General features: G+C 70.2%; 19 protein-coding genes and 1 tRNA gene. 3 read left to right on the top strand and 17 right to left on the bottom strand.

The genetic code is table 11. The features are described from left to right. Nucleotides 1–19 precede the first annotated feature (19 nt). Both FS769_RS15125 and FS769_RS15120 read right to left on the bottom strand, forming a co-directional pair. Entirely contained in the window at nucleotides 20–667 is a 648-nt protein-coding gene (locus tag FS769_RS15125) for a flavin reductase family protein (protein ID WP_144834857.1), read from the bottom strand. Further along, nucleotides 660–1748: an urea carboxylase-associated family protein gene (locus FS769_RS15120; RefSeq protein ID WP_144834855.1), complete on the bottom strand. Its 1089-nt coding sequence runs from the start codon at nucleotides 1746–1748 to the stop codon at nucleotides 660–662. Before FS769_RS15120 ends, FS769_RS15125 begins: the two co-directional genes overlap by 8 nt. Before the next feature lie 130 nt (nucleotides 1749–1878). Between FS769_RS15120 and FS769_RS15115 the strand changes: the two genes are divergently transcribed. Then, nucleotides 1879–2580 carry a GntR family transcriptional regulator gene (locus tag FS769_RS15115; RefSeq protein WP_144834853.1) on the top strand — a complete coding sequence of 234 codons (702 nt, stop codon included), beginning with the start codon at nucleotides 1879–1881 and terminating at the stop codon, nucleotides 2578–2580. Between the two features lie 13 nt (nucleotides 2581–2593). Here the strand turns inward: FS769_RS15115 and FS769_RS15110 are convergent, their stop codons facing one another. The 5 genes from FS769_RS15110 to FS769_RS15090 all read right to left on the bottom strand — a co-directional run bounded on the left by FS769_RS15110 (nucleotide 2594) and on the right by FS769_RS15090 (nucleotide 6141). Continuing rightward, nucleotides 2594–3019, bottom strand: a complete 426-nt coding sequence (locus FS769_RS15110; protein ID WP_144834851.1) for a hypothetical protein — start codon at nucleotides 3017–3019, stop codon at nucleotides 2594–2596. Next, the gene (locus FS769_RS15105; RefSeq protein WP_186325579.1) at nucleotides 3016–3210 is read right to left on the bottom strand and encodes a hypothetical protein; all 195 of its coding nucleotides are present in this window, start codon (nucleotides 3208–3210) and stop codon (nucleotides 3016–3018) included. The genes FS769_RS15110 and FS769_RS15105 overlap by 4 nt, the downstream gene beginning before the upstream one ends. 133 nt (nucleotides 3211–3343) lie before the next feature. Further along, nucleotides 3344–3415, bottom strand: a tRNA-Gln gene (locus FS769_RS15100). A 238-nt stretch (nucleotides 3416–3653) separates the two neighbouring features. Further along, the gene (gene gltX, locus FS769_RS15095; RefSeq protein ID WP_144834847.1) at nucleotides 3654–5168 is read right to left on the bottom strand and encodes a glutamate--tRNA ligase; all 1515 of its coding nucleotides are present in this window, start codon (nucleotides 5166–5168) and stop codon (nucleotides 3654–3656) included. 10 nt (nucleotides 5169–5178) lie between these two features. Then, on the bottom strand, nucleotides 5179–6141 hold the full coding sequence (locus FS769_RS15090) for a LysR family transcriptional regulator (RefSeq protein ID WP_144834845.1): 963 nt from the start codon (nucleotides 6139–6141) through the stop codon (nucleotides 5179–5181). A gap of 80 nt (nucleotides 6142–6221) precedes the next feature. Between FS769_RS15090 and FS769_RS15085 the strand changes: the two genes are divergently transcribed. Then, on the top strand, nucleotides 6222–7310 hold the full coding sequence (locus FS769_RS15085; protein WP_144834843.1) for an aminotransferase class V-fold PLP-dependent enzyme: 1089 nt from the start codon (nucleotides 6222–6224) through the stop codon (nucleotides 7308–7310). Between the two features lie 20 nt (nucleotides 7311–7330). Here the strand turns inward: FS769_RS15085 and FS769_RS15080 are convergent, their stop codons facing one another. From FS769_RS15080 to FS769_RS15060, 5 genes are all read right to left on the bottom strand, one after another. Then, nucleotides 7331–8587: an MFS transporter gene (locus tag FS769_RS15080; RefSeq protein WP_144834841.1), complete on the bottom strand. Its 1257-nt coding sequence runs from the start codon at nucleotides 8585–8587 to the stop codon at nucleotides 7331–7333. Next, nucleotides 8580–9347 carry a fumarylacetoacetate hydrolase family protein gene (locus FS769_RS15075; protein WP_144834839.1) on the bottom strand — a complete coding sequence of 256 codons (768 nt, stop codon included), beginning with the start codon at nucleotides 9345–9347 and terminating at the stop codon, nucleotides 8580–8582. Before FS769_RS15075 ends, FS769_RS15080 begins: the two co-directional genes overlap by 8 nt. A 264-nt stretch (nucleotides 9348–9611) precedes the next feature. Continuing rightward, nucleotides 9612–10718 (bottom strand): branched-chain amino acid aminotransferase, encoded by a 1107-nt coding sequence (locus FS769_RS15070; protein WP_144834837.1) that lies wholly within the window; start codon nucleotides 10716–10718, stop codon nucleotides 9612–9614. A gap of 54 nt (nucleotides 10719–10772) precedes the next feature. After that, nucleotides 10773–11822: a 3-isopropylmalate dehydrogenase gene (locus tag FS769_RS15065; protein WP_144834835.1), complete on the bottom strand. Its 1050-nt coding sequence runs from the start codon at nucleotides 11820–11822 to the stop codon at nucleotides 10773–10775. 24 nt (nucleotides 11823–11846) lie between these two features. Then, nucleotides 11847–13385 (bottom strand): MFS transporter, encoded by a 1539-nt coding sequence (locus FS769_RS15060; RefSeq protein WP_144834833.1) that lies wholly within the window; start codon nucleotides 13383–13385, stop codon nucleotides 11847–11849. An 81-nt stretch (nucleotides 13386–13466) separates the two neighbouring features. Here FS769_RS15060 and FS769_RS15055 point away from each other — a divergent pair, with 81 nt between their 5' ends. Next, nucleotides 13467–14009, top strand: a complete 543-nt coding sequence (locus FS769_RS15055; RefSeq protein ID WP_144834830.1) for a TetR/AcrR family transcriptional regulator — start codon at nucleotides 13467–13469, stop codon at nucleotides 14007–14009. A 119-nt stretch (nucleotides 14010–14128) separates the two neighbouring features. Here FS769_RS15055 and serA read toward each other — a convergent pair whose 3' ends face one another. The 5 genes from serA to ilvN form a co-directional block, all read right to left on the bottom strand. Then, a complete protein-coding gene (gene serA / locus FS769_RS15050; RefSeq protein ID WP_144834828.1) occupies nucleotides 14129–15733 on the bottom strand; it encodes a phosphoglycerate dehydrogenase in 1605 nt (534 codons plus the stop codon). A gap of 352 nt (nucleotides 15734–16085) precedes the next feature. Further along, the gene (locus FS769_RS15045) at nucleotides 16086–16424 is read right to left on the bottom strand and encodes a bacitracin resistance protein (RefSeq protein WP_144834826.1); all 339 of its coding nucleotides are present in this window, start codon (nucleotides 16422–16424) and stop codon (nucleotides 16086–16088) included. Continuing rightward, nucleotides 16421–17008: a hypothetical protein gene (locus FS769_RS15040; protein WP_144834824.1), complete on the bottom strand. Its 588-nt coding sequence runs from the start codon at nucleotides 17006–17008 to the stop codon at nucleotides 16421–16423. Before FS769_RS15040 ends, FS769_RS15045 begins: the two co-directional genes overlap by 4 nt. 142 nt (nucleotides 17009–17150) lie before the next feature. After that, on the bottom strand, nucleotides 17151–18176 hold the full coding sequence (gene ilvC, locus FS769_RS15035) for a ketol-acid reductoisomerase (protein WP_144834822.1): 1026 nt from the start codon (nucleotides 18174–18176) through the stop codon (nucleotides 17151–17153). A gap of 155 nt (nucleotides 18177–18331) precedes the next feature. Beyond that, nucleotides 18332–18841, bottom strand: a complete 510-nt coding sequence (gene ilvN, locus FS769_RS15030) for an acetolactate synthase small subunit (protein ID WP_144834820.1) — start codon at nucleotides 18839–18841, stop codon at nucleotides 18332–18334. Nucleotide 18842 lies beyond the last annotated feature (1 nt).

The following is an 18842-nucleotide window of genomic DNA, read 5'->3' as shown; positions in this document are numbered from 1 at the left end:
TTGCGGGTTCGGATGGTGCTCAGAGGGTGTCGAGGGAGGTGGATGCCGGCTGGCCGGCGAGGGTGAAACGGTCGATCGTCGTCGTGTAGAAGCTCGCGCCGAACCGCCCGATCGGGGCGTAGTCGGCGAGGCGCACGCGCATGAGCTCGCGGTCGATGAGCCCGGACCGCGTGCGCAGTCGCCGGATCCGGCCGAAGAAGATCTCGCGGCTGGGGATCTCGAGCCGCTGCCAGAGTTCGCACTCCAGGGCGACGGGGGCGGCGGCGATGACCGGCGGGCGCACCGTCTGCGCGGGCACCGTGTCGACGCCGACGAGGGCGAGTTCGTCGACGTGGGACGGATGCCGAGTGCTCGTGGCATCCATCTGCTCAGCGAGCGGACGGTCGACCAGGTGCACGACGAACTCCCCCGTCGCGTCGATGTTGGCCGCCGTGTCCTTGCGACCACCGTCGGCGGGGCGGTCGATGCTCACCATCAGCAGGGGCGGGTCCTCCCCCACCATCGCGAACATCGAGAAGGGCGCGGCGTTGACCACCCCGTCGGCGTCGACCGTCGTGATCCACGCGATGGGACGCGGGACGATGAGACCGGCGAGCAGTTTGTAGCGCTCATAGGGCGGCAGGGTGTCGAAGTCGTCGACCTCGTGCGGGGTAGTGGGCTCAGGCATGGCTGGCCACCCACCAGCTGATCAGCAGGTCGCGCAGGGCCGCCTCGTCGTCGTCGCCGTACAGGTCGCGGCGCGCGTGCGCATCGAGGAGCGCTGCCCCGGCCTCATCGAGCGACACTTCGACCCGCTCGGTGGTGACGGGCGTGCGCGCGAACGCCGGCGAGTACTCGGGGTCGCGCCGCAGCGATCGCTCGGTGCGGATGAGGGGCTGCGTGAACGCGGCGGGCGTGCGCTGGGAGCGGTGCGCGCGCAACCCCGGGACCGCGGCGAGGTCGGCCTCCGCGGCATCCATCACCGTGACATCGAGTGGGCGCAGCGCGTAGTTGCTCGTGCGGAAGATGTCGTTGCCGCAGACGTTCGGCACGGCCAGCACGTCCATGAGCGCGATCAGCTCGACGAACGCGTCGGCCGGGGTGTGCTGGTGCACGACCTCACAGGAGCCGTCGGGGTTCACCCGCGTTCCCATGAACAGGTTGAACGAGTCGTGCACGTCGTCGGGGGTCAGCCCGTATTCGCGCTGCGCCTCTGCCTGCATGTCGGCGCAGTTCGTGTGCTCGTCGAAGCCGAACATCGACTCGTACATCGCGGCGCTGCACCGCGGGAACAGGGTGTCGTTGAGCCCGGCGTCGTCGGTGAGCAGGTACATCATCGCCCGCTCGCGCGGCGGGGCCGACCACAGGAACGATCCCTGGTCCGGATGGATGCCGTGCAGGGTGCGCGTGCGGCCGACGTGCATCGCCTCGCGGTAGTCGTGCAGGTTGAAGACGTTCAGGTCGGCGCACTGGTCGCCCGACACCTGCGACACCCGCAGAATCTGGCCGGCCCGCACCTCGAACGCCTTACCGGTGCCGGGCTCGAGGCGTCGTTCTTCGCGCACGACGCGCTGGGTCGACGGTGTGAAGGCGACGTCGTCGCGCCACGTCCACTCCGTGGGCTGCACGCCCGGGAGGGGGCGGCGACGGATCCCGGATGCCGTTTCGGTGAGAGCCGTGCGTGCGAGGTCGTCGAGATCGAGTGCTTCGCCGGCGGAAAGGGAGCGGTCGAAGAGTTCGCGCTGCTGAGCGGTGAGGGTGACGTACACGTGGCGTCCTTTCTGTATACAGATTCATTCCTATCTCGTATACAGACTGCGCGGGTTTCACCCATGCGTCCAACAGGTTTCGGCCCTCTGGAAACGTGAGAGAGGGTCTCTCTCCGTATACAGTCGAGCCATGCCACGATCGACGCCCGCAGACGACCCCCGCCCGTCGGAGCGCGCGGAACGCGCGTACGAGGCTCTGCGTGCCGCGATCATCGAGGGAGCGCTCAGGCCCGGCACGAAGCTCGGCGAAGAAGCCCTCGCCGCCCACTACGGCGTGAGCCGCACGCTCGTGCGGACGGTCCTGCAACGCCTCGTCGGAGACGGCGTGGTCGACTCACCTCCGGGTCGATCGGCCGCCGTCGCCCGACCAACCATCGACGAGGCGCGCGACGCGTTCACCGTGCGGGCCGCCCTCGAGCGCGAGGGCGTGCGCCTAGTCGCCGAACGCCGAGACCCGGCCGCCCTCGCACGGCTGCGCACCCACGTGCGGGCGGAGCGCGAGGCCTGGGAGTCCCGGCGCCCGACCGTGTCGGCGCGGCTCGGCGGCGAGTTCCACCTGCTGATCGCGCGCGAGAGCGAGAACACCCTGCTCGTGCGCTACATGTCCGAGGTCGTGTCGCGCACGGCCCTGATCCTCTCGATCTACGGACGCGACATCGACCAAGAGGTCTCGATCGCCGAGCACGAGCAGCTGCTCGAGATGCTGGAGGCGGGCGACGCCGACGCCGCGTGCGCCCTGGTCGAGCATCACCTCGCCGACGTACAGCGCAAGAGCCTCGGGCGAGAGACGGACTCCGGCGAGGAGCTGCTCGCGGTGCTCTCCCGCTACTGAGCCCGCCCCCGCGCTACGGCGCGACGACCGAGATGCGGAACGACTCCGTCTTCCCGTCGGGTCCGGTGAGGGTCGCGGCCGTGGTCCCGAGGGCGCGGGCGGTGAAGCCGGGACGGAAGACCGCTCCTTCCGAGGGGCCTCCGCCCGAGAACTCGGCAATCGAGACGTCGTCGGTGGTCCCCGTCCACTCCGCCTCCGTGCCGTCGGGCACGGCCAGCACGAGAGAGGTCGCGATGACGACGGAGACGTCCGTACCGTCGAGATCGCCGGGAGTGACCACCGAAGGGGCCAGGGCCTGATCAGCGGATGCCGCGGGGCTCGGCACCACGGCGGTCGGGGTCACGGCATCCGGAGTCTCCTGCGTGCACCCCGCGAGGAGAGCCACGACGGCCGCGGACACCAGGATCAGGCTCGCGTGCGTGACGGTGCGACGGATCACGACGGATCGCCGCCGAGCGGGATCTCGATCGAGGTCACGGGAGCGTCGACCAGGCCCAGCAGACCGCCGGGCGACGCCTCGGGCTGCTCGTCGTCGGGCAACATCTCGGCTCGCGTCTTCGGGCGGGCGGGCTCGCCGGGCAGGCCGGCCCACTCGCCGGGTTCTTCCGGTCGCTGTACGAACAGTCCCATGCCGACATTGTGCCCCTGTCTCCGTCGACGACCATGACCGACCGGCAGCGTCATAGCGGGTTCACGGCTGAGCGCCGTCGGCGGATACGCGAAAGGCCCGGGATCTCTGCGATCACCGGGCCTTTTCGTGAAGCTGGGGTACCTGGACTCGAACCAAGAACAACGGAACCAGAAACCGCCGTGTTGCCAATTACACCATACCCCAATGGCTTCGAGCCGTAACTCGTGCCGAGGATCAAGCTTACGTGACGCGGAGCGATGCACCAAACCGGGGCCCCGCCCCGCGCGTCCCGGGCGCGTCCTGGGCGGCGCGTCGCCCGGACGCCACTATCGCAGAATCGCGCGCGGATCCCCGATTCGCGTCGCAATTCCCGCGTTCCGCTCCCCTGCGCCGGAACGCGCGATCCCCGCGACCGGAGAGTCGCGGGGATCGTCGGAGCGTCTCAGCCCAGGTGCGTCACGAGGGCGCCGAGGCGGCGGAGCGTCTCGGTCTTGCCGAGCAGTTCCATCGATTCGAACAGCGGCGGCGAGATGCGGCGACCGGTCAGGGCGACGCGCGGCGGACCGTACGCGACGCGGGGCTTCAGGCCGAGCTCCTCCACGAGGGCTTTCGACAGGGCCTCCTGCACGGCTGCAGCGGTGAACTCGCCGTCGGGCACGAGCTCGAGAGCGCCGACGGATGCCACGAGCACCTCACCCGCGTTGGCGGGGAGCCCCTTCATCGCGTCGTCGGCGTAGTCGACCTCCGACACGAAGAGGAACCCGAGCATGCCGGGGACCTCGCCCAGCAGCTGCACGCGCTCCTGCACGAGCGGCGCCGCCTGAGCGATGATCGCGCGGTGCTCCTCGCTGGGCTGCTCCGCGATGAAGCCCGCCCCCGCGAGGTAGGGCACGATGCGGGCGGCGAAGTCATCGGCAATCAGCATGCGGATGTGGTCGCCGTTGATGGCCTCGGCCTTCTTCTGGTCGAAGCGCGCCGGGTTGGGGTTCACATCGGCGATGTCGAAGGCGGCGATCATCTCGTCGAGCGAGAACACGTCGCGGTCGCTCGCGAGCGACCAGCCGAGCAGCGAGAGGTAGTTGAGCAGACCCTCGTGGATGAAGCCCTTCTCGCGCTGCAAGAAGAGGTCGGCCTGCGGGTCGCGCTTGGAGAGCTTCTTGTTGCCGGTCTCGCCCAGCACGAGCGGCATGTGGCCGAAGCGCGGCAGGAAGTCGGTGACCCCGGCGTCGAGCAGCGCCCGGTGAAGCGCGAGCTGACGAGCGGTGGAGGGCATGAGGTCTTCGCCGCGGATGACGTGGGTAATGCCCATGAGCGCGTCGTCGACGGGGTTCACGAAGGTGTACAGCGGGATGCCGCCGGCACGAACGATCACGAAGTCGGGGAACGACCCGGCCGGGAAAGTGACCTCGCCGCGGATGAGGTCGACGAAGGTGAGGTCTTCGTCGGGCACGCGCACGCGCCACGCGGGCTCGCGCCCCTCGGCGCGGAAGGCGGCCTTCTGCTCGTCGGTGAGGTCGCGGTCGAAGTTGTCGTAGCCGAGCTGCTTCGCCCGGCCGTTCGCCTCGTTGCGCGCGTCGATCTCTTCGGCGGTCGAGTAGCTCTCGTACACGGCACCCGCGGCGATGAGCTTGTCGAGCACCTCGCGGTAGATCTCGTGGCGCTGCGACTGGCGGTAGGGGGCGTGCGGGCCTCCGACCTCGACACCCTCGTCCCAGTCGATGTTCATCCACCGCAGCGCCTCGAGGAGCTGCTGGTAGCTCTCCTCGCTGTCGCGCGCGGCGTCGGTGTCTTCGATGCGGAAGACGAGCTTGCCGCCGTTGTGCCGGGCGTAGGCCCAGTTGAACAGGACGGTGCGGATGAGACCGACGTGCGGCAGCCCCGTGGGTGAGGGGCAGAACCGAACGCGAACGTCGGCGCCGGTGGCGGTCGTGGTGCGGGGATCGGGCGTGGCAGACATCCCCTCGATCCTACCGGCGGGCGGTACCCATGCCCGTGGAGTCGAGATGGCGGGCCAGCACCTCGCCGACGACCTCGAGAGCCGCCCCCACCGCGGGCACGTGCTCAGCGCCGCGAGCAGTGACGACGTGGAGCGTTCGGGCCTCCGCACTCGGCAGGCGCGGCGCCGCGATGCCCGAGAGCATCGGCAGCGAGACGACGGCCATGCGCGGAAGGATCGCCATGCCCACCCCCTGTGCGACGAGGTTCTCCACGGCGATGAAGTTGTCGGTCTCGAACGCGATGTCGGGCGTGAATCCGGCCCGACCGCACGCCTCGAGCAGGTGCCCGCGGCACTGGGGACACCCGGCGATCCACCGCTCCCCCGCCAGCTGCGACAGATCGATCGGGTCGTGAGCGGCCGCGGGGTGCCCCGTGGGGACGACCACGACCGTGTCGTCGTCGCCGATGACCCGGGACGAGAGACCGGATGCCGCGGACTCGAGGTGTTCGCGTCGATCCCCGGGGTAGCTGTAGGTGAGGGCGATGTCGGCGCGGTCTTCGCGCACGGCGGCGATCGCCTCGGGCGGCTCCGCCTCGACGAAGCTGATCGAGACTCCCGGGCGACGTGCGGTGACCGCGGCGATCACGCGCGGCACGACGATCGACGACGCCGACGGGAACGCGGCGATGCGCACGCGTCCCGCGCGCAGCCCGCGCAGCTCGGCGAGGTCGCCGGCGGCGGCGTCGAGAGCGGTGGTGACGGTCGCCGCGTGTCGGGCGAGCACCTGGCCGGCCTCCGTGAGACGAACGCCCCGGCCCACGCGCTCGACGATGGGCAGACCGGCGCGGCGCTCGAGGCGGCGCAGCTGCTGGCTGACGGCGGGTTGGCTGTACCCGAGGGCGCGCGCGGCGGACGTGATCGAGCCGGTGTCGGCGATCGCCTTGACGACCCTCAGTCCGTGGGCGTCGAGCGGGTCGTCGATGTCGGCCATGCGGATACATAAGCAGACTGCATGGGTCCCATGCAACACCTGCTCTAGTGCAATGTCAGGCGCGACGGGATCCTGGATCCATGAGCAGCCTCGCCTCGCACTTCGCCGGCGGCCGCGACTACCTCGCGGCCTGCACCCTCGGTCTGCCGACGCGCGCCACGGTGTCGGCCGTGCGCGCAGACCTCGAGTCCGCGGCATCCGGTCGCCCCGACGTCGTCGGTGCCTCGCTCGCCGTCGAAGACGCCCGGGCCGCGTACGCCCGCCTGGTCTGCACCCCCGTGCGAGACGTCGCGATCGGCTCGCAGACTTCGGTGCTGGTCTCGCTGATCGCCGCCTCGGTGCCCGACGGCGCCGAGGTGCTGTGCGCCGAGGGCGACTTCGCCTCGCTCGTCGCGCCCTTCGCCCACGCGGGCCGCGGAGTGCGTCTGCGCACGGCTCCCCTCGACCGACTGGCCGACGCCGTCTCGCCCGACACGTGGCTCGTGGCGTTCTCGCTCGTGCAGTCGGCGACGGGAGAGGTTGCAGATGCCGCGGGCATCGCCGCCGCTGCCGCCCGTGCCGGCGCGCGCACCCTGTGCGACCTCACGCAGGCGGCCGGCTGGCTCCCCGTCGACGCGACCATGTTCGACGCGACCGTCTGCCACGCCTACAAGTGGTTGTGCTGCCCGCGCGGAGTGGCGTTCCTCACCCTCTCCCCCGCGTTCGCGAGCGAGATCCGCCCCGTGCAGGCCGGCTGGTACTCCGGCGACGACCCGTGGTCGTCGTGCTACGGAACGGGTGACGTGCTGGCTCCCGATGCCCGCCGCTTCGACGTCTCGCCCGCGTGGCAGGCGTTCGTGGGCGCGGCGCCCGCGCTGGCGCTGTTCGCCGATGCCGACATCACCGCCGCGTACGTGCACACGACGGGTCTGGCGGCGCGCTTCCGTGACGGCCTGGGGCTCGCGCAGCCCGAGCGCCCGTCGGCGATCGTCACGTGGCCGGATGCCACCGGCGAGGCGCTCGCGCAGCTGACGGCGCACGGCATCACGGCGTCGGGGCGCGCGGGCCGTGCTCGCGTGGCGTTCCACGTCTTCAACGACGAGCTCGACGTCGACCGCGCCCTGCACGCCCTCGGCGTGCGCGGGGCCTCAGACCTCTCGGCCTTCGACGGTCTGGTCTATGCGATCTGAGCCGCGCGTTTCGTAGCGACTCACGCGGCGGGTGAGGACCGACGGGCTCCCACGACCACGGCACCGACGCACACGAGCGCGACGGGCACGAACGCCCACAGCGCGAGCCCGCCGTACCCGACGAGGCCGAGGATGACTCCGGCCACCACCGAGCCGACCGCCGCGCAGGCGGTCATGAGGGTGTCGCTGCGCCCCTGACGTCGAGGACGCAGGGCGAGCGGCGTCGCCTCGGTCAGCAGCGCGGAACCCGCCACTGTCGCGGCGCTCCACCCCAGCCCGAGCAGCACGAGAGCGACGAGCACGCCCGCCTGACTCTCGGAGAAGGTCGATGCGACGGCGAGGGAGGCGGCCAGCAGCACCTGTCCCAGCACGATCACGGCGATGCGTCCCCACCGGTCGGCGAGCACGCCGAAGACCGGGGACAGACCGTACATGCCGAACACGTGCAGGGCGATGGTGACGCCGACAGCGAGGGTCACGGCATCCGGGGCGACGATGTGCGAGAGGTGCACCGGAGTCATCGCCATCACCGAGGCCATCGTCACGTGCGAGGCAGCCACCGCGAGCATCGCGAAGCGCGCGGTGCGCGGGCGATCGATTTCGGGGGTGGGAGCGAGGGCGGATGCCGTCCGCTCGCGGTCGAGGCGTTGGGCGAGCAGGAGCGGGTCGGGGCGCAGCACGAGCACGTACAGCGCGAACGCGCAGACCTGCGCGGCGAACGAGAACAGGTACGCCCCGGTGAGCGGCGGCATGCCGACGCTTGCGCCGATGAGCTCGCCGGGAGCCAGCAGCAGCGGCCCGACCACCCCGCCCACGGTCGTGGCCCAGACCACGGTCGCCAGATCGCGCCCGCGGCGCGTGCTCGTGGACAGATCGGTGGCGGCGAACCGCGACTGCAGGGTCGCCGCGTTGCCCGCGCCGATGAGGGCGATGCCCACGAGCAGCAACGGGAAGAGGCGCAGCGCTGCCGCGGCGATCACCACGGTGATGCCGATGAGAGCCGCGACGTTGCCCGTCGTCAGCGCCAGGCGGCGTCCGCGACGGCCCGCAAGTCGCGCGAGCGGGATCGCGGTGAGCGCCGCGCCGAGGGTGACGGATGCCGTGGCGAAGCCCGAGAGCGCCTCCTGCCCCGACAGGTCGGCCGCGAGCAGCGCTCCGAGCGACAGTGTCGCCCCGAACGCGACACCCGTGAGCACCTGCCCCGCCGCGAGCACCCGCACCGTGCGGCGCTGGGCGGCGGCGAGGTCGATGCCCGCGGGTGCGGCGGTGTCAGGCATCGCGCGCGGTGTTGCGCAGCACCCCGATGCCGTCGATCTCGACCTCGACGACGTCGCCGGCGTCGAACGAGCCGATGCCCGCCGGCGTTCCGGTGAGGATCAGATCGCCCGGGAGGAGGGTGAACACGGCGCTGGCGTACGCGATGAGCGCCGGGATGTCGTGGATCATGTCGGACACGGGACCCTGCTGACGCACCTCGCCGTTGACGCGCGTCGTGATGGACGCGGTCTTCAGATCGAGGTCGGTCTCGATCACCGGGCCGACGGGGCAGAACGTGTCGAAGCCCTTCGCACGCGACCACTGGCCGTCGGTGGCCTGCAGGTCGCGAGCGGTGACGTCGTTGGCGACGGTGTAACCGAAGATGTACTCACCCGCGCGCTCGGCGGGGACGTTCTTGGCGATGCGACCGATGACGACGGCCAGCTCGCCCTCGTAGTCGGTGCGCGAGCTGAGCTTCGTCGGGCGCACGATCTGGTCGTTCGGACCGATGACCGAGGTGTTGGGCTTGAGGAACATCAGCGGCTCGGCGGGAGCCTCTCCGCCCATCTCGGCGGCGTGGTCGTGGTAGTTCTTGCCGATGCAGACGACCTTCGAGCGCGGGATGACCGGCGCGAGCAGGGCGACCTCGGACAGGGGGATGCGCTCCCCCGTGGTGCCGAAGCCGGCGAACATGGGGTCGCCTTCGAGCACGACGAGGTGGTCGTCGTCGACGATGCCGTAGCGGAGGGCGTCCTGGTGGCTGAAACGAGCGATCTTCACCGTGCCAGCCTATCCGCGGCCTCCGACACCGGTGAGGGTCCGGCCCTTCGACAGGCTCAGGGACCCCCTTCGACAGGCTCAGGGACCCCCTTCGACAGGCTCGGGGACCCCCTTCGACAGGCTCAGGGACCCCCTTCGACAGGCTCGGGGACCTCGCCTTCCCCCGGCCCCGCGGCGGTAGGGGTGGCTGAGCCCGTCGAAGCCCCCGCACGAACGACGGAGGGGCCCCCGGCATCCGGGAACCCCTCCGTGAGACGAAGCGAGTCAGGCGTCGAGTCGGTACAGCCAGCCGTGCTTGTCTTCGGCGCGGCCGTACTGGATGTTCGTGAGCTCTTCGCGCAGTTCGAGGGCGAGGGTGCCCGAGGGCTGCTCGTCGATGAAGTCGCGGCCCTTGAGCACGCCGATCGGGGTGACGACCGCGGCGGTGCCGCACGCGAACACCTCGACGATGTCTCCGGATGCCACGCCCTGGCGCCACTCGTCGAGCGAGACGTTGCGTCCTTCGACGTGGTGGCCACGGTCGCGGGCGAGCTGCAGGAGCGAGTCGCGCGTGATGCCCTCGAGGATCGAGTCGGACTGCGGGGTGACGATCGTGCCGTCTTTGTAGACGAACACGACGTTCATGCCGCCGAGCTCTTCGACGTTGCGGTCCTGGTCGAGGAAGACGACCTGGTCGCACTCGTTCTCGTACGCCTCGGACTGCGGCAGCAGGCTCGCGGCGTAGTTGCCGCCGGTCTTGGCCGCACCCGTACCGCCCTTGCCGGCGCGGGAGTAGTCCTCGCTGAGCCAGATCGACACCGGCTGCACGCCGCCCTTGAAGTAGGCGCCGGCGGGGCTGGCGATCAGGTAGTAGGCGACCTTGTGCGCGGGGCGGACGCCGAGGAACGCCTCTTTCGCGAACATGAACGGGCGCAGGTACAGGCTCTGGTCGTCACCCGACGGCACCCACGCGCCGTCGACGGCGATGAGCTCGCGCAGCGACTGCAGGAAGTACGGAACCGGCAGCTCCGGGAGCGCCAGGCGACGGGCGGAGCGCTGAAGGCGGCGGCCGTTCTGGTCGGGGCGGAAGGTGTGGACCGAGCCGTCGGCGTGACGGTAGGCCTTGATGCCCTCGAAGATCTCCTGGCCGTAGTGCAGCACCGCTGCCGCCGGGTCGAGCGAGATGGGGCCGTAGGGCGAGACGCGCGGGCGGTGCCAGCCGCCGCGCACCGACCAGCAGATGTCGACCATGTGGTCGGTGAAGCTCTGCCCGAAGCCGGGGTTGGCGAGGATCGCGTCGCGGTCGGTCGTGCTTTTGGCCGCGAGGTTGCGAGTGACGGAGAACTCGAGCGGGTCGAGTCCGGTGTCGGGATCGGTGTCGATGGTGGTCATTCGTTTTCCAAAGCTTCTCGAGTGCCGGAGGCGATGCTCGCCGATCGGTCCAGGTTACGCCTGGACGCGTTCGGCGATGGCGTCGCCGATCTGAGCGGTGGTGCGGACCCCGTCGCGGCTCGCGATGTCGTCTTCGACCGCGCGGGTGACGCGGGCGGATTCGTCGGTCAGCCCGAGGTGGTCGAGCAGGAGGGCGACGGAGAGGATCGCGGCCGCGGGGTCGGCCTTCTGGGTTCCCGCGATGTCGGGCGCCGATCCGTGCACGGGCTCGAACATCGAGGGGAAAGCGCCGTCGGGGTTGATGTTGCCCGATGCGGCGAGGCCGATGCCTCCGGTGACGGCGCCGGCCAGGTCGGTCAGGATGTCGCCGAAGAGGTTGTCGGTGACGATCACGTCGAAGCGGCTCGGGTTCGTGACCAGGAAGATGGTTGCCGCGTCGACGTGCAGGTAGTCTACGTCGACCCCGGGGAACTCCTGGGCCACGGCATCGACGATGCGCTTCCACATGCCGCCCGCGTGGACGAGCACGTTCGTCTTGTGCACGAGCGTCAGCTTGTGGCGACGGCGCTCCGCGAGGGCGAAGGCGTAGCGGACGACGCGCTCGACGCCGTAGGCGGTGTTGACCGAGGTCTCGTTGGCGACCTCGTGCGCGGTGCCGCGGCGGATCGAACCGCCGTTGCCGACGTACGGGCCTTCGGTGCCTTCGCGCACGACGACGAAGTCGATGTCGCCGGGCTCTGCCAACGGCCCGGCGGCGCCGGGGTACAGCTTGGAGGGGCGCAGGTTGACGTAGTGGTCGAGCTCGAAGCGGAGCTTGAGCAGCAGGCCGCGTTCGATGTTCGCGTCTTTCAGGCGCGGGTCGCCGGGCACTCCGCCGACGGCGCCCAGCAGGATCGCGTCGTGGCCGGCGATCGCCGAGAGGTCGTCGTCGGTGAGCGTGTCGCCGGTCTCAAGGTAGCGACCGGCACCGAGCGAGAAGGGCGTCTTCTCGAACGTGACGTCGGACGCGGCGGTGACCGCATCGAGTACCTTGACGGCCTCTGCAACGACCTCGGGACCGATTCCGTCACCGGGGATGACGGCCAGTTTCACGACACGCGACATCGCTCTCCTCAGAGCTCGGGCACGTCATTGCTTCGACGTGCTGCGGGATCCTCCCAGGGTAGTGGCAGCGATCACGCCGGCCACGACGATGAGCCCGGCACCGATGAGGGCGGTGACGACCACACCGGAGTCGAAGGCGTGCGCGGCGGCGGTGCGGAGGGCCTCGGCCAGCGTCGGATCGTCGAGCGTGTTCGACACGGCGACGGCGCCCGCGAGGGTCTCGCGCGCGGCCTGGGCCGCGGCATCCGGCAGGCCGGCGGGCAGCACCAGCTGCGCCCGGTAGAACGCGGCCAGGATGCCGCCGAGCACCGCCGTTCCGAGCACGGCGCCCACCTCGTAGGCGGTCTCGGACACGGCGCTCGCGGCCCCGGCCTTCGCCGACGGCGCGCTCGAGAGGATCAACTCGTTCGACACCGTCTCGGCCGCGCCGATGCCGATGCCGAGCAGCCCGAACGCCACGATCAGCAGGACGAGGTCGGCGGTCGAGAACGCCACCATCACGTAGGCGACGACCGAGAACGCCAGCGCCGTGGGCACGACGACCCGCGGAGCGAAGCGCTTGGCAACGGGGACGACGGCGAGACCGGCGATGATCATGAGCACGAGCCCGGGCAGCAGCGCGAGACCGGCGACCATCGGCGACAGGCCGACCACCAACTGCAGGTGCTGGGCGACGAAGTACAGGAACCCCACGAGCCCGACCACGCTCAACAGGTTGACCAGGATCGCACCCGAGAAGGTGCCGCGCCGGAACAGCGACATGTCGAGCATCGGAGAGGTGAGGGCGCGCTGGCGGCGGACGAACAGCCAGCCGAACACGATGCCCACGACGAACAGCACCGGAGCCAGCGACATCGGACCATCGACCGCGAGCTTCTTGATGCCGTAGACGATCGGGACCATCGTCGCGAGCGAGAGCACCACACTGGTCGGGTCGAAGCGACCCGGCGCGGGGTCGCGGCTTTCGGGCACGAAGAACGGCGCGAGGATCAGCAGCGGCACGAGCACCGGCACCGCCATGAGGAAGACCGAGCCCCACGAGAAGTGCTCGAGCAGGAATCCGCCGACGATCGGACCGAGGGCCGCACCGGCGGAGAAGCCCGAGGCCCACACCGCGATCGCGAACCGGCGCTGGTCACGGTCGCGGAAGATGCTGCGCAGCAGCGACAGCGTCGACGGCATGAGCATCGCGCCGAACACGCCCATGAGGGCGCGACCGGTGATGAGCAGAGCCGCCGTCGGTGCGAAGGCGGACAGCGCCGACACCACGGCGAACCCGGTGGCGCCGATGAGCAGCATGCGACGGCGCCCGAAGCGGTCGCCCAGAACACCCATCGTCACGAGGAGACCGGCGAGCACGAGGGGGTAGACGTCGATGATCCACAGTTGCTCGATGCTCGAGGGCTGCAGCGCCAGCGAGATCTCGGGCAGCGCGAAGCTGAGCACCGTGTTGTCGACGGAGACGAGCAGCACGGGCAGCATGAGCACGGCCAGCGCGAACCATCCGCGCCACCCGGCGCGGGTCACGGTGATCTCATGGGTGGGCAACGACGAGGTGAGCATGATTCCGAGTTCCGTTTCTAAACCGTCTAGCCGGTATAGTATCAGAGGAGAACCGATGCCCGCCAGTACGATCGAGGAACCATGAGTCGTCCCCCTCTCGCCCGCGACGCCGTCCTCGACGCGTTCACCCGCATCCTCGTCGACGAGGGCGAACGGGCGGCGACGATGGACGCCACGGCCCGCGCCGCGGGCGTGTCGAAGGGCGGACTGCTCTACCACTTCGGTTCGAAGAGCGCCCTCGAAGAGGCCCTCGTCGCCCGCCTCGAGCAGCTCGCCCGCGACGACGTCGCCGAGATCGAGAACTCCGACGAGGGCGTGGTCGCCGCGCACCTGAGGTCGTCGCAGAACACCGGCTCGCCGCTCGACGTCACGATCCTCGCGGTCTCTCGCCTCGCGCAGAACGGCAGCGACGCGGCATCCGCGTGCCTGCGCCGCGTGCGCGAGCTGTGGGAGGAGAGCCTCCGCGCGCACACCCGCGACGAGACGGCGCTGCAGATGGTGCTGCTGGTCAGCGACGGGCTCTACTTCAACGCGGTGCTCGACCTCAACGCCGTGCCCGGCCCGACGATCGAGGGCGCCGACCTCGACAAGCTCATCGACGCCGTGGTCGCCGCCACCACCTGAGACCGCCGCGGGCCACAACCGCGATCCTGCCGATTCCGGCCGCGCAGAGCCAGAACCCGCCCAACGAACGACGAAGGGGGCCGCTCTCGCGACCCCCTCCCCCGGTACAGCTCAGGGCATCAGCCCTCGACGATGTCGATCTGGCGGAACAGGTCGGCGCCGACGGCCTCGCGCATGGCGACGAGGATCTCGTCGGGCACGGGCGAGTCGACCGTGAGCACCGAGAGGGCACGGCCGGTGGCATCCGGAGCCGCCACCTGCAGACCCGCGATGTTGATGCCGGCTTCACCCAGCTTCTGGCCGTAGATCGCCACGATGCCGGGACGGTCGGCATACCGCATGACGACGTGGTGCTGCTCGATGGGCACCTCGATCTCGTAGCCGTTGATCGAGACGACCTTGGGCACCATGCGCGTGCCGGCGAGCGTGCCCGCGACCTCGAGGGTCGAGCCGTCGGCCAGCGTGCCGCGCAGGATCGTGATGTTGCGGTAGAGGGGGCTCTCGGCCTCGACGACCAGGCGGGCCTCGACGCCGCGCTGCTCGGCGAAGAGCGGGGCGTTGACGTACGAGACGCTCTCGCTGACGATGCGGCTGAAGTATCCCTTGAGCGCTGCGAGGCGGTAGACGCTGACGTCGTACTGCGCGAGCTCGCCGCGCACCTCGATCTCGAGGCTGGTCAGGGCGCTGTCGGCGAGGCCGCTGAAGAACTGACCGAGCATCTCGACCAGCGCGATACCGGGGCGCACGAACGGGTCGATCGCACCGCCGGCGACGTTCACGGCATCCGGAACGAGATCGCCCTCGAGGGCGAGCTTGACGCTGCGCGCGACCGAGACGCCCGCCTTCTCCTGCGCCTCTTCGGTGCTGGCGCCGAGGTGCGGGGTGACGACGACGTTCGGCAGGTCGAGGAGCTTGCGGGCGGGGCCGCCCTCGGCGGGGGGCTCGGTCGAGAACACGTCGAGGCCGGCGCCGGCGATCTCACCGGTGGTGAGGGCGTCGAACAGCGCATCCTCGTCGATGAGACCGCCGCGGGCGACGTTGATGACGTAGGCGGTCTTCTTCATGCGGCGCAGCTGCTCGGCGCCGATCATGCCGGTGGTCTCGGGCGTCTTCGGCATGTGGATCGTGACGAAGTCGCTCTGCTCGAGCAGCTCGTCGAGCGACACCAGCTGCACGCCGAGCTGCTGCGCGCGGGCGGCGGTGACGTAGGGGTCGTACGCGATCACGCGCATGTCGAAGCCCTGCAGGCGCGCGGCGATGAGGGCGCCGATGCGTCCGAGGCCGATGATGCCGATCGTCTTCTCGAACAGCTCGGTACCGGTGAACGAGCTGCGCTTCCACAGGCCCTGCGCGAGCGAGGCGTGCGCGGCGGGGATGCGGCGCGCCAGGCTCAGCACGTGACCGACGGTGAGCTCGGCGGCCGAGATGATGTTCGAGGTCGGAGCGTTGACGACCATGACGCCGGCCGAGGTGGCCGCCTTGATGTCGACGTTGTCGAGGCCGACACCGGCGCGGGCGACGACCTTGAGCGACGGCGCCGCGGCGAGGGCCTCGGCGTCGATCTGGGTGGCCGAGCGCACGAGCACCGCGTGGGCGTCGGCGAGGGCCGACAGCAGCGCGGGGCGATCGGTCCCGTCGACGTTGCGCACGTCGAAGTCGGGGCCGAGCGCGTCGATCGTGGCGGGAGAGAGTTCTTCGGCGATGAGCACGACGGGCTTCGTCACGGATACGTCCTTCGAAACGGTGCTGGGGACTGACGCGCACCGTCGCACACCGCCGGCGCGAACCGGGCGCGCGACCCGTGCGGGCCGTCTGTCAGCCTAGCGCGGAGCCGTGTGGCGCCCTGACCGTGTGACGCCGCACGACGGTGGTCGGGCGCTCACCGCGAGTCGCCCGATCAGCGCGGAGCCGGGCAGACCTCGCGCCGACATCCGCCGGGCGTGCCAACACCGCGAGACTGCATCTCGCTGACGAACCCGCGTCAGCCTGACACGCAGATGTCAGCGAGATGCGGTCTCGCGTGACGAAAACCTCCGCGCGAGAAGAACGCGATCCCGGATGCCGGGACCCCGGCGTTCAGCCGCCGTAGAGGCCGTACGAGGTCGTGCCGTACCCGACGATCGCGAGCCAGAACGCGGCCGACAGCGTCAGGCCTGCGAGCAGCACGATGGCAAGCTCTCCGGCCTTGCGTCGTTGCCCGATCGCGAACGCGACGCCGAAGGCGGCGAGGGGGAAGACGATCGGGAGGATGTAGACGAACCACCCGAGACCGTTGAGTCCGAGCGGACCGTTCACCTGCTGGATCAGCAGCGCGACCGAGCTCCACACCACGTAGGCGTAGAACAGGCCGAAGAAGCCGGCGATCGTGACGAGCAGCCACGTCGGAAGGACACGGGTGCGGGCGGCGGTGCTCACAGGAAGGCTCCCAACGACAGGAACGGCCACGGGATGAGCAGGATGACGCCGAGCAGCAGCAGCAGGAACCGCTGCCACGTGCGCCAGCTGCGCGTCAGCACCAGGACCGTGACGAACCACACGAGAGGGGCGAGACCGGCGCCGATGGTCAGCGCGACGATCGTGACCTGGGGAACAGGGAGTCCGAGGTCGACGAGGCGGAACCCGGCGAGCAACCAGCCCACGGCGAACAGGATGAAGGCCATCGCGATCATACCGATGCCCACGAGACCGACGTTGCCGAGGGGAGCCGAGGGCCCCGCGTGCGCCTCTTCGGCGTCGGGTGCGGGTTCGACGAGGGTTTCCGGATGCCGAGCGGCCGACGTGGTCTCCGCGGCTGCCGGTTGCAGCGGATCGGGCTCGGGGTCGGGCTGCAGCGGCTCGGGCTCGAGCGGATCGGGCTGCAGCGCCTCAAGCGCTGAGCCTCCGGACGCTGCGGGACGGGCTGCGCTCCCCCGGCCGGGCACGTGCCTCTCGCCGACGTCGAGCGTCGGGTCGTCGTCACCGCCCCACGAGAGGGCGTCGTCATCGCGCGGAGTGCTCACGCGACCACGCTAGCGCGGCTCCCCCGCCGCTTCGTCGCGCCCCGCCGGTCACCGGAGGGCGCGGCATCCGGAACCTCGAGACGCCGCGGAACGCCGAATGCCCCGGGGCCAGAGGCACCCGGGGCATTCGAGACGACGAGACTCAGCGCGCTGCGGAGCCCTCGACGTAGTCGGTGTCCTGCTGCTTCCACGCGAAGAGCCCGCGCAGCTCCTTGCCGGTCGCCTCGATGGGGTGACCCTGCTCCTTCTCGCGGAGCTCGAGGAACTCGGGGGCGCCCTTGTCCTGATCGGCGATGAAGCGCTCGGCGAAGGCACCCGACTGGATGTCGCTGAGCACGGCCTTCATGCTGGCCTTGACGTCGGACGAGATCACGCGCGGGCCCGAGACGTAGTCGCCGTACTCGGCCGTGTCGGAGATCGACCAGCGCTGCTTGGCGATGCCGCCCTCCCACATGAGGTCGACGATGAGCTTGAGCTCGTGCAGCACCTCGAAGTACGCGATCTGCGGCTGGTAGCCCGCCTCGACGAGGGTCTCGAAGCCGGCCTGCACGAGGTGGCTCATGCCACCGCAGAGCACGGCCTGCTCGCCGAACAGGTCGGTCTCGGTCTCTTCGGTGAAGGTCGTCTTGATGACACCGGCGCGGGTGCCGCCGATGGCCTTCGCGTACGAGAGAGCGGTGTCCCAGGCCGAGCCCGAGGCGTCGCTCTCGACGGCGATGATGTCAGGGATGCCGCGGCCCGCGACGTACTCGCGACGCACGGTGTGACCGGGGGCCTTGGGGGCGACGAGGATCACGTCGACACCCTCGGGGGCGTCGATGTAGCCGAAGCGGATGTTGAAGCCGTGCGCGAAGGCGAGCGTCTTGCCCTCGGTGAGCTTGTCCTTGATCGAGTCGGCGAAGATCGAGCGCTGGTGCTGGTCGGGCGCCAGGATCATGATGAGGTCGGCCCACTCCGCGGCATCCGCGACGTTCTTGACCTCGAAGCCGTCTTCCTGCGCCTTGGCGGCCGACTTGGAGCCGTCCTTGAGCGCGATGACGACCTGGACACCCGAGTCGCGCAGGTTCTGCGCGTGGGCGTGACCCTGCGAGCCGTAGCCGACGATCGCGACCTTCTTGCCCTGGATGATCGAGAGGTCGGCGTCGTCGTCGTAGAAGATCTCTGCCATGAGGATGTTTCTCCTTGTGTGAGGTCCCCGAGCTTGTCGAAGGGACCGGGGGTTTGTGGGAGGTGTGAAGTTCGGGGTGTCGGGCCCTTCGACAGGCTCAGGGACCGACGGGTTCGGGGTGTCGGGCCCTTCGACAGGCTCAGGGACCGACGGGTTCAGCCGCGCAGGACGCGCTCGGTGATGCTCTTGCCGCCGCGGCCGACGGCGAGCAGGCCCGACTGCGCGAGCTCCTTCACGCCGAACGGCTCGATCGCCTTCAGGAAGGCGGCGACCTTGCCCGAGTCGCCGGTGATCTCGATCACGATGGCGTCGGGGGCGTAGTCGACGACCGACGCGCGGAAGAGGTTGACGACCTCGAGCACGTTGGAGCGGCTCGCGTTGTCGGCGCGCACCTTCACGAGCACGTGCTCGCGCTGCACGGAGCTGGCGGCGTCGAGCTCGACGATCTTGATGACGTTGATGAGCTTGTTCAGCTGCTTGGTCACCTGCTCGAGCGGCAGACCTTCGACGTCGACGACGACCGTGATGCGCGACAGGCCCGGCACCTCGGTGACGCCCACGGCGAGCGACTCGATGTTGAAGCCGCGACGGGCGAACAGGCCCGCGACGCGGGTCAGCAGACCCGGCTTGTCCTCGACGAGGAGGCTCAGAACGTGACGAGACATC

The organism is Microbacterium sp. BH-3-3-3, from assembly GCF_007679045.1.
GTDB lineage: Bacteria > Actinomycetota > Actinomycetes > Actinomycetales > Microbacteriaceae > Microbacterium > Microbacterium algihabitans.
This window is presented reverse-complemented; position numbering and strand designations above follow the sequence as displayed.

Coding starts and splice junctions, on each gene's coding strand:
- ilvC (WP_144834822.1), bottom strand. CDS start 18,176: ATGGCAGAGATCTTCTACGACGACGACGCCGACCTCTCGATCATCCAG.
- FS769_RS15065 (WP_144834835.1), bottom strand. CDS start 11,822: ATGTCGCGTGTCGTGAAACTGGCCGTCATCCCCGGTGACGGAATCGGT.
- FS769_RS15115 (WP_144834853.1), top strand. CDS start 1,879: ATGCCACGATCGACGCCCGCAGACGACCCCCGCCCGTCGGAGCGCGCG.
- gltX (WP_144834847.1), bottom strand. CDS start 5,168: ATGTCTGCCACGCCCGATCCCCGCACCACGACCGCCACCGGCGCCGAC.
- ilvN (WP_144834820.1), bottom strand. CDS start 18,841: ATGTCTCGTCACGTTCTGAGCCTCCTCGTCGAGGACAAGCCGGGTCTG.
- FS769_RS15060 (WP_144834833.1), bottom strand. CDS start 13,385: ATGCTCACCTCGTCGTTGCCCACCCATGAGATCACCGTGACCCGCGCC.
- FS769_RS15055 (WP_144834830.1), top strand. CDS start 13,467: ATGAGTCGTCCCCCTCTCGCCCGCGACGCCGTCCTCGACGCGTTCACC.
- FS769_RS15085 (WP_144834843.1), top strand. CDS start 6,222: ATGAGCAGCCTCGCCTCGCACTTCGCCGGCGGCCGCGACTACCTCGCG.
- FS769_RS15080 (WP_144834841.1), bottom strand. CDS start 8,587: ATGCCTGACACCGCCGCACCCGCGGGCATCGACCTCGCCGCCGCCCAG.
- FS769_RS15125 (WP_144834857.1), bottom strand. CDS start 667: ATGCCTGAGCCCACTACCCCGCACGAGGTCGACGACTTCGACACCCTG.
- FS769_RS15090 (WP_144834845.1), bottom strand. CDS start 6,141: ATGGCCGACATCGACGACCCGCTCGACGCCCACGGACTGAGGGTCGTC.
- FS769_RS15105 (WP_186325579.1), bottom strand. CDS start 3,210: ATGGGACTGTTCGTACAGCGACCGGAAGAACCCGGCGAGTGGGCCGGC.
- FS769_RS15070 (WP_144834837.1), bottom strand. CDS start 10,718: ATGACCACCATCGACACCGATCCCGACACCGGACTCGACCCGCTCGAG.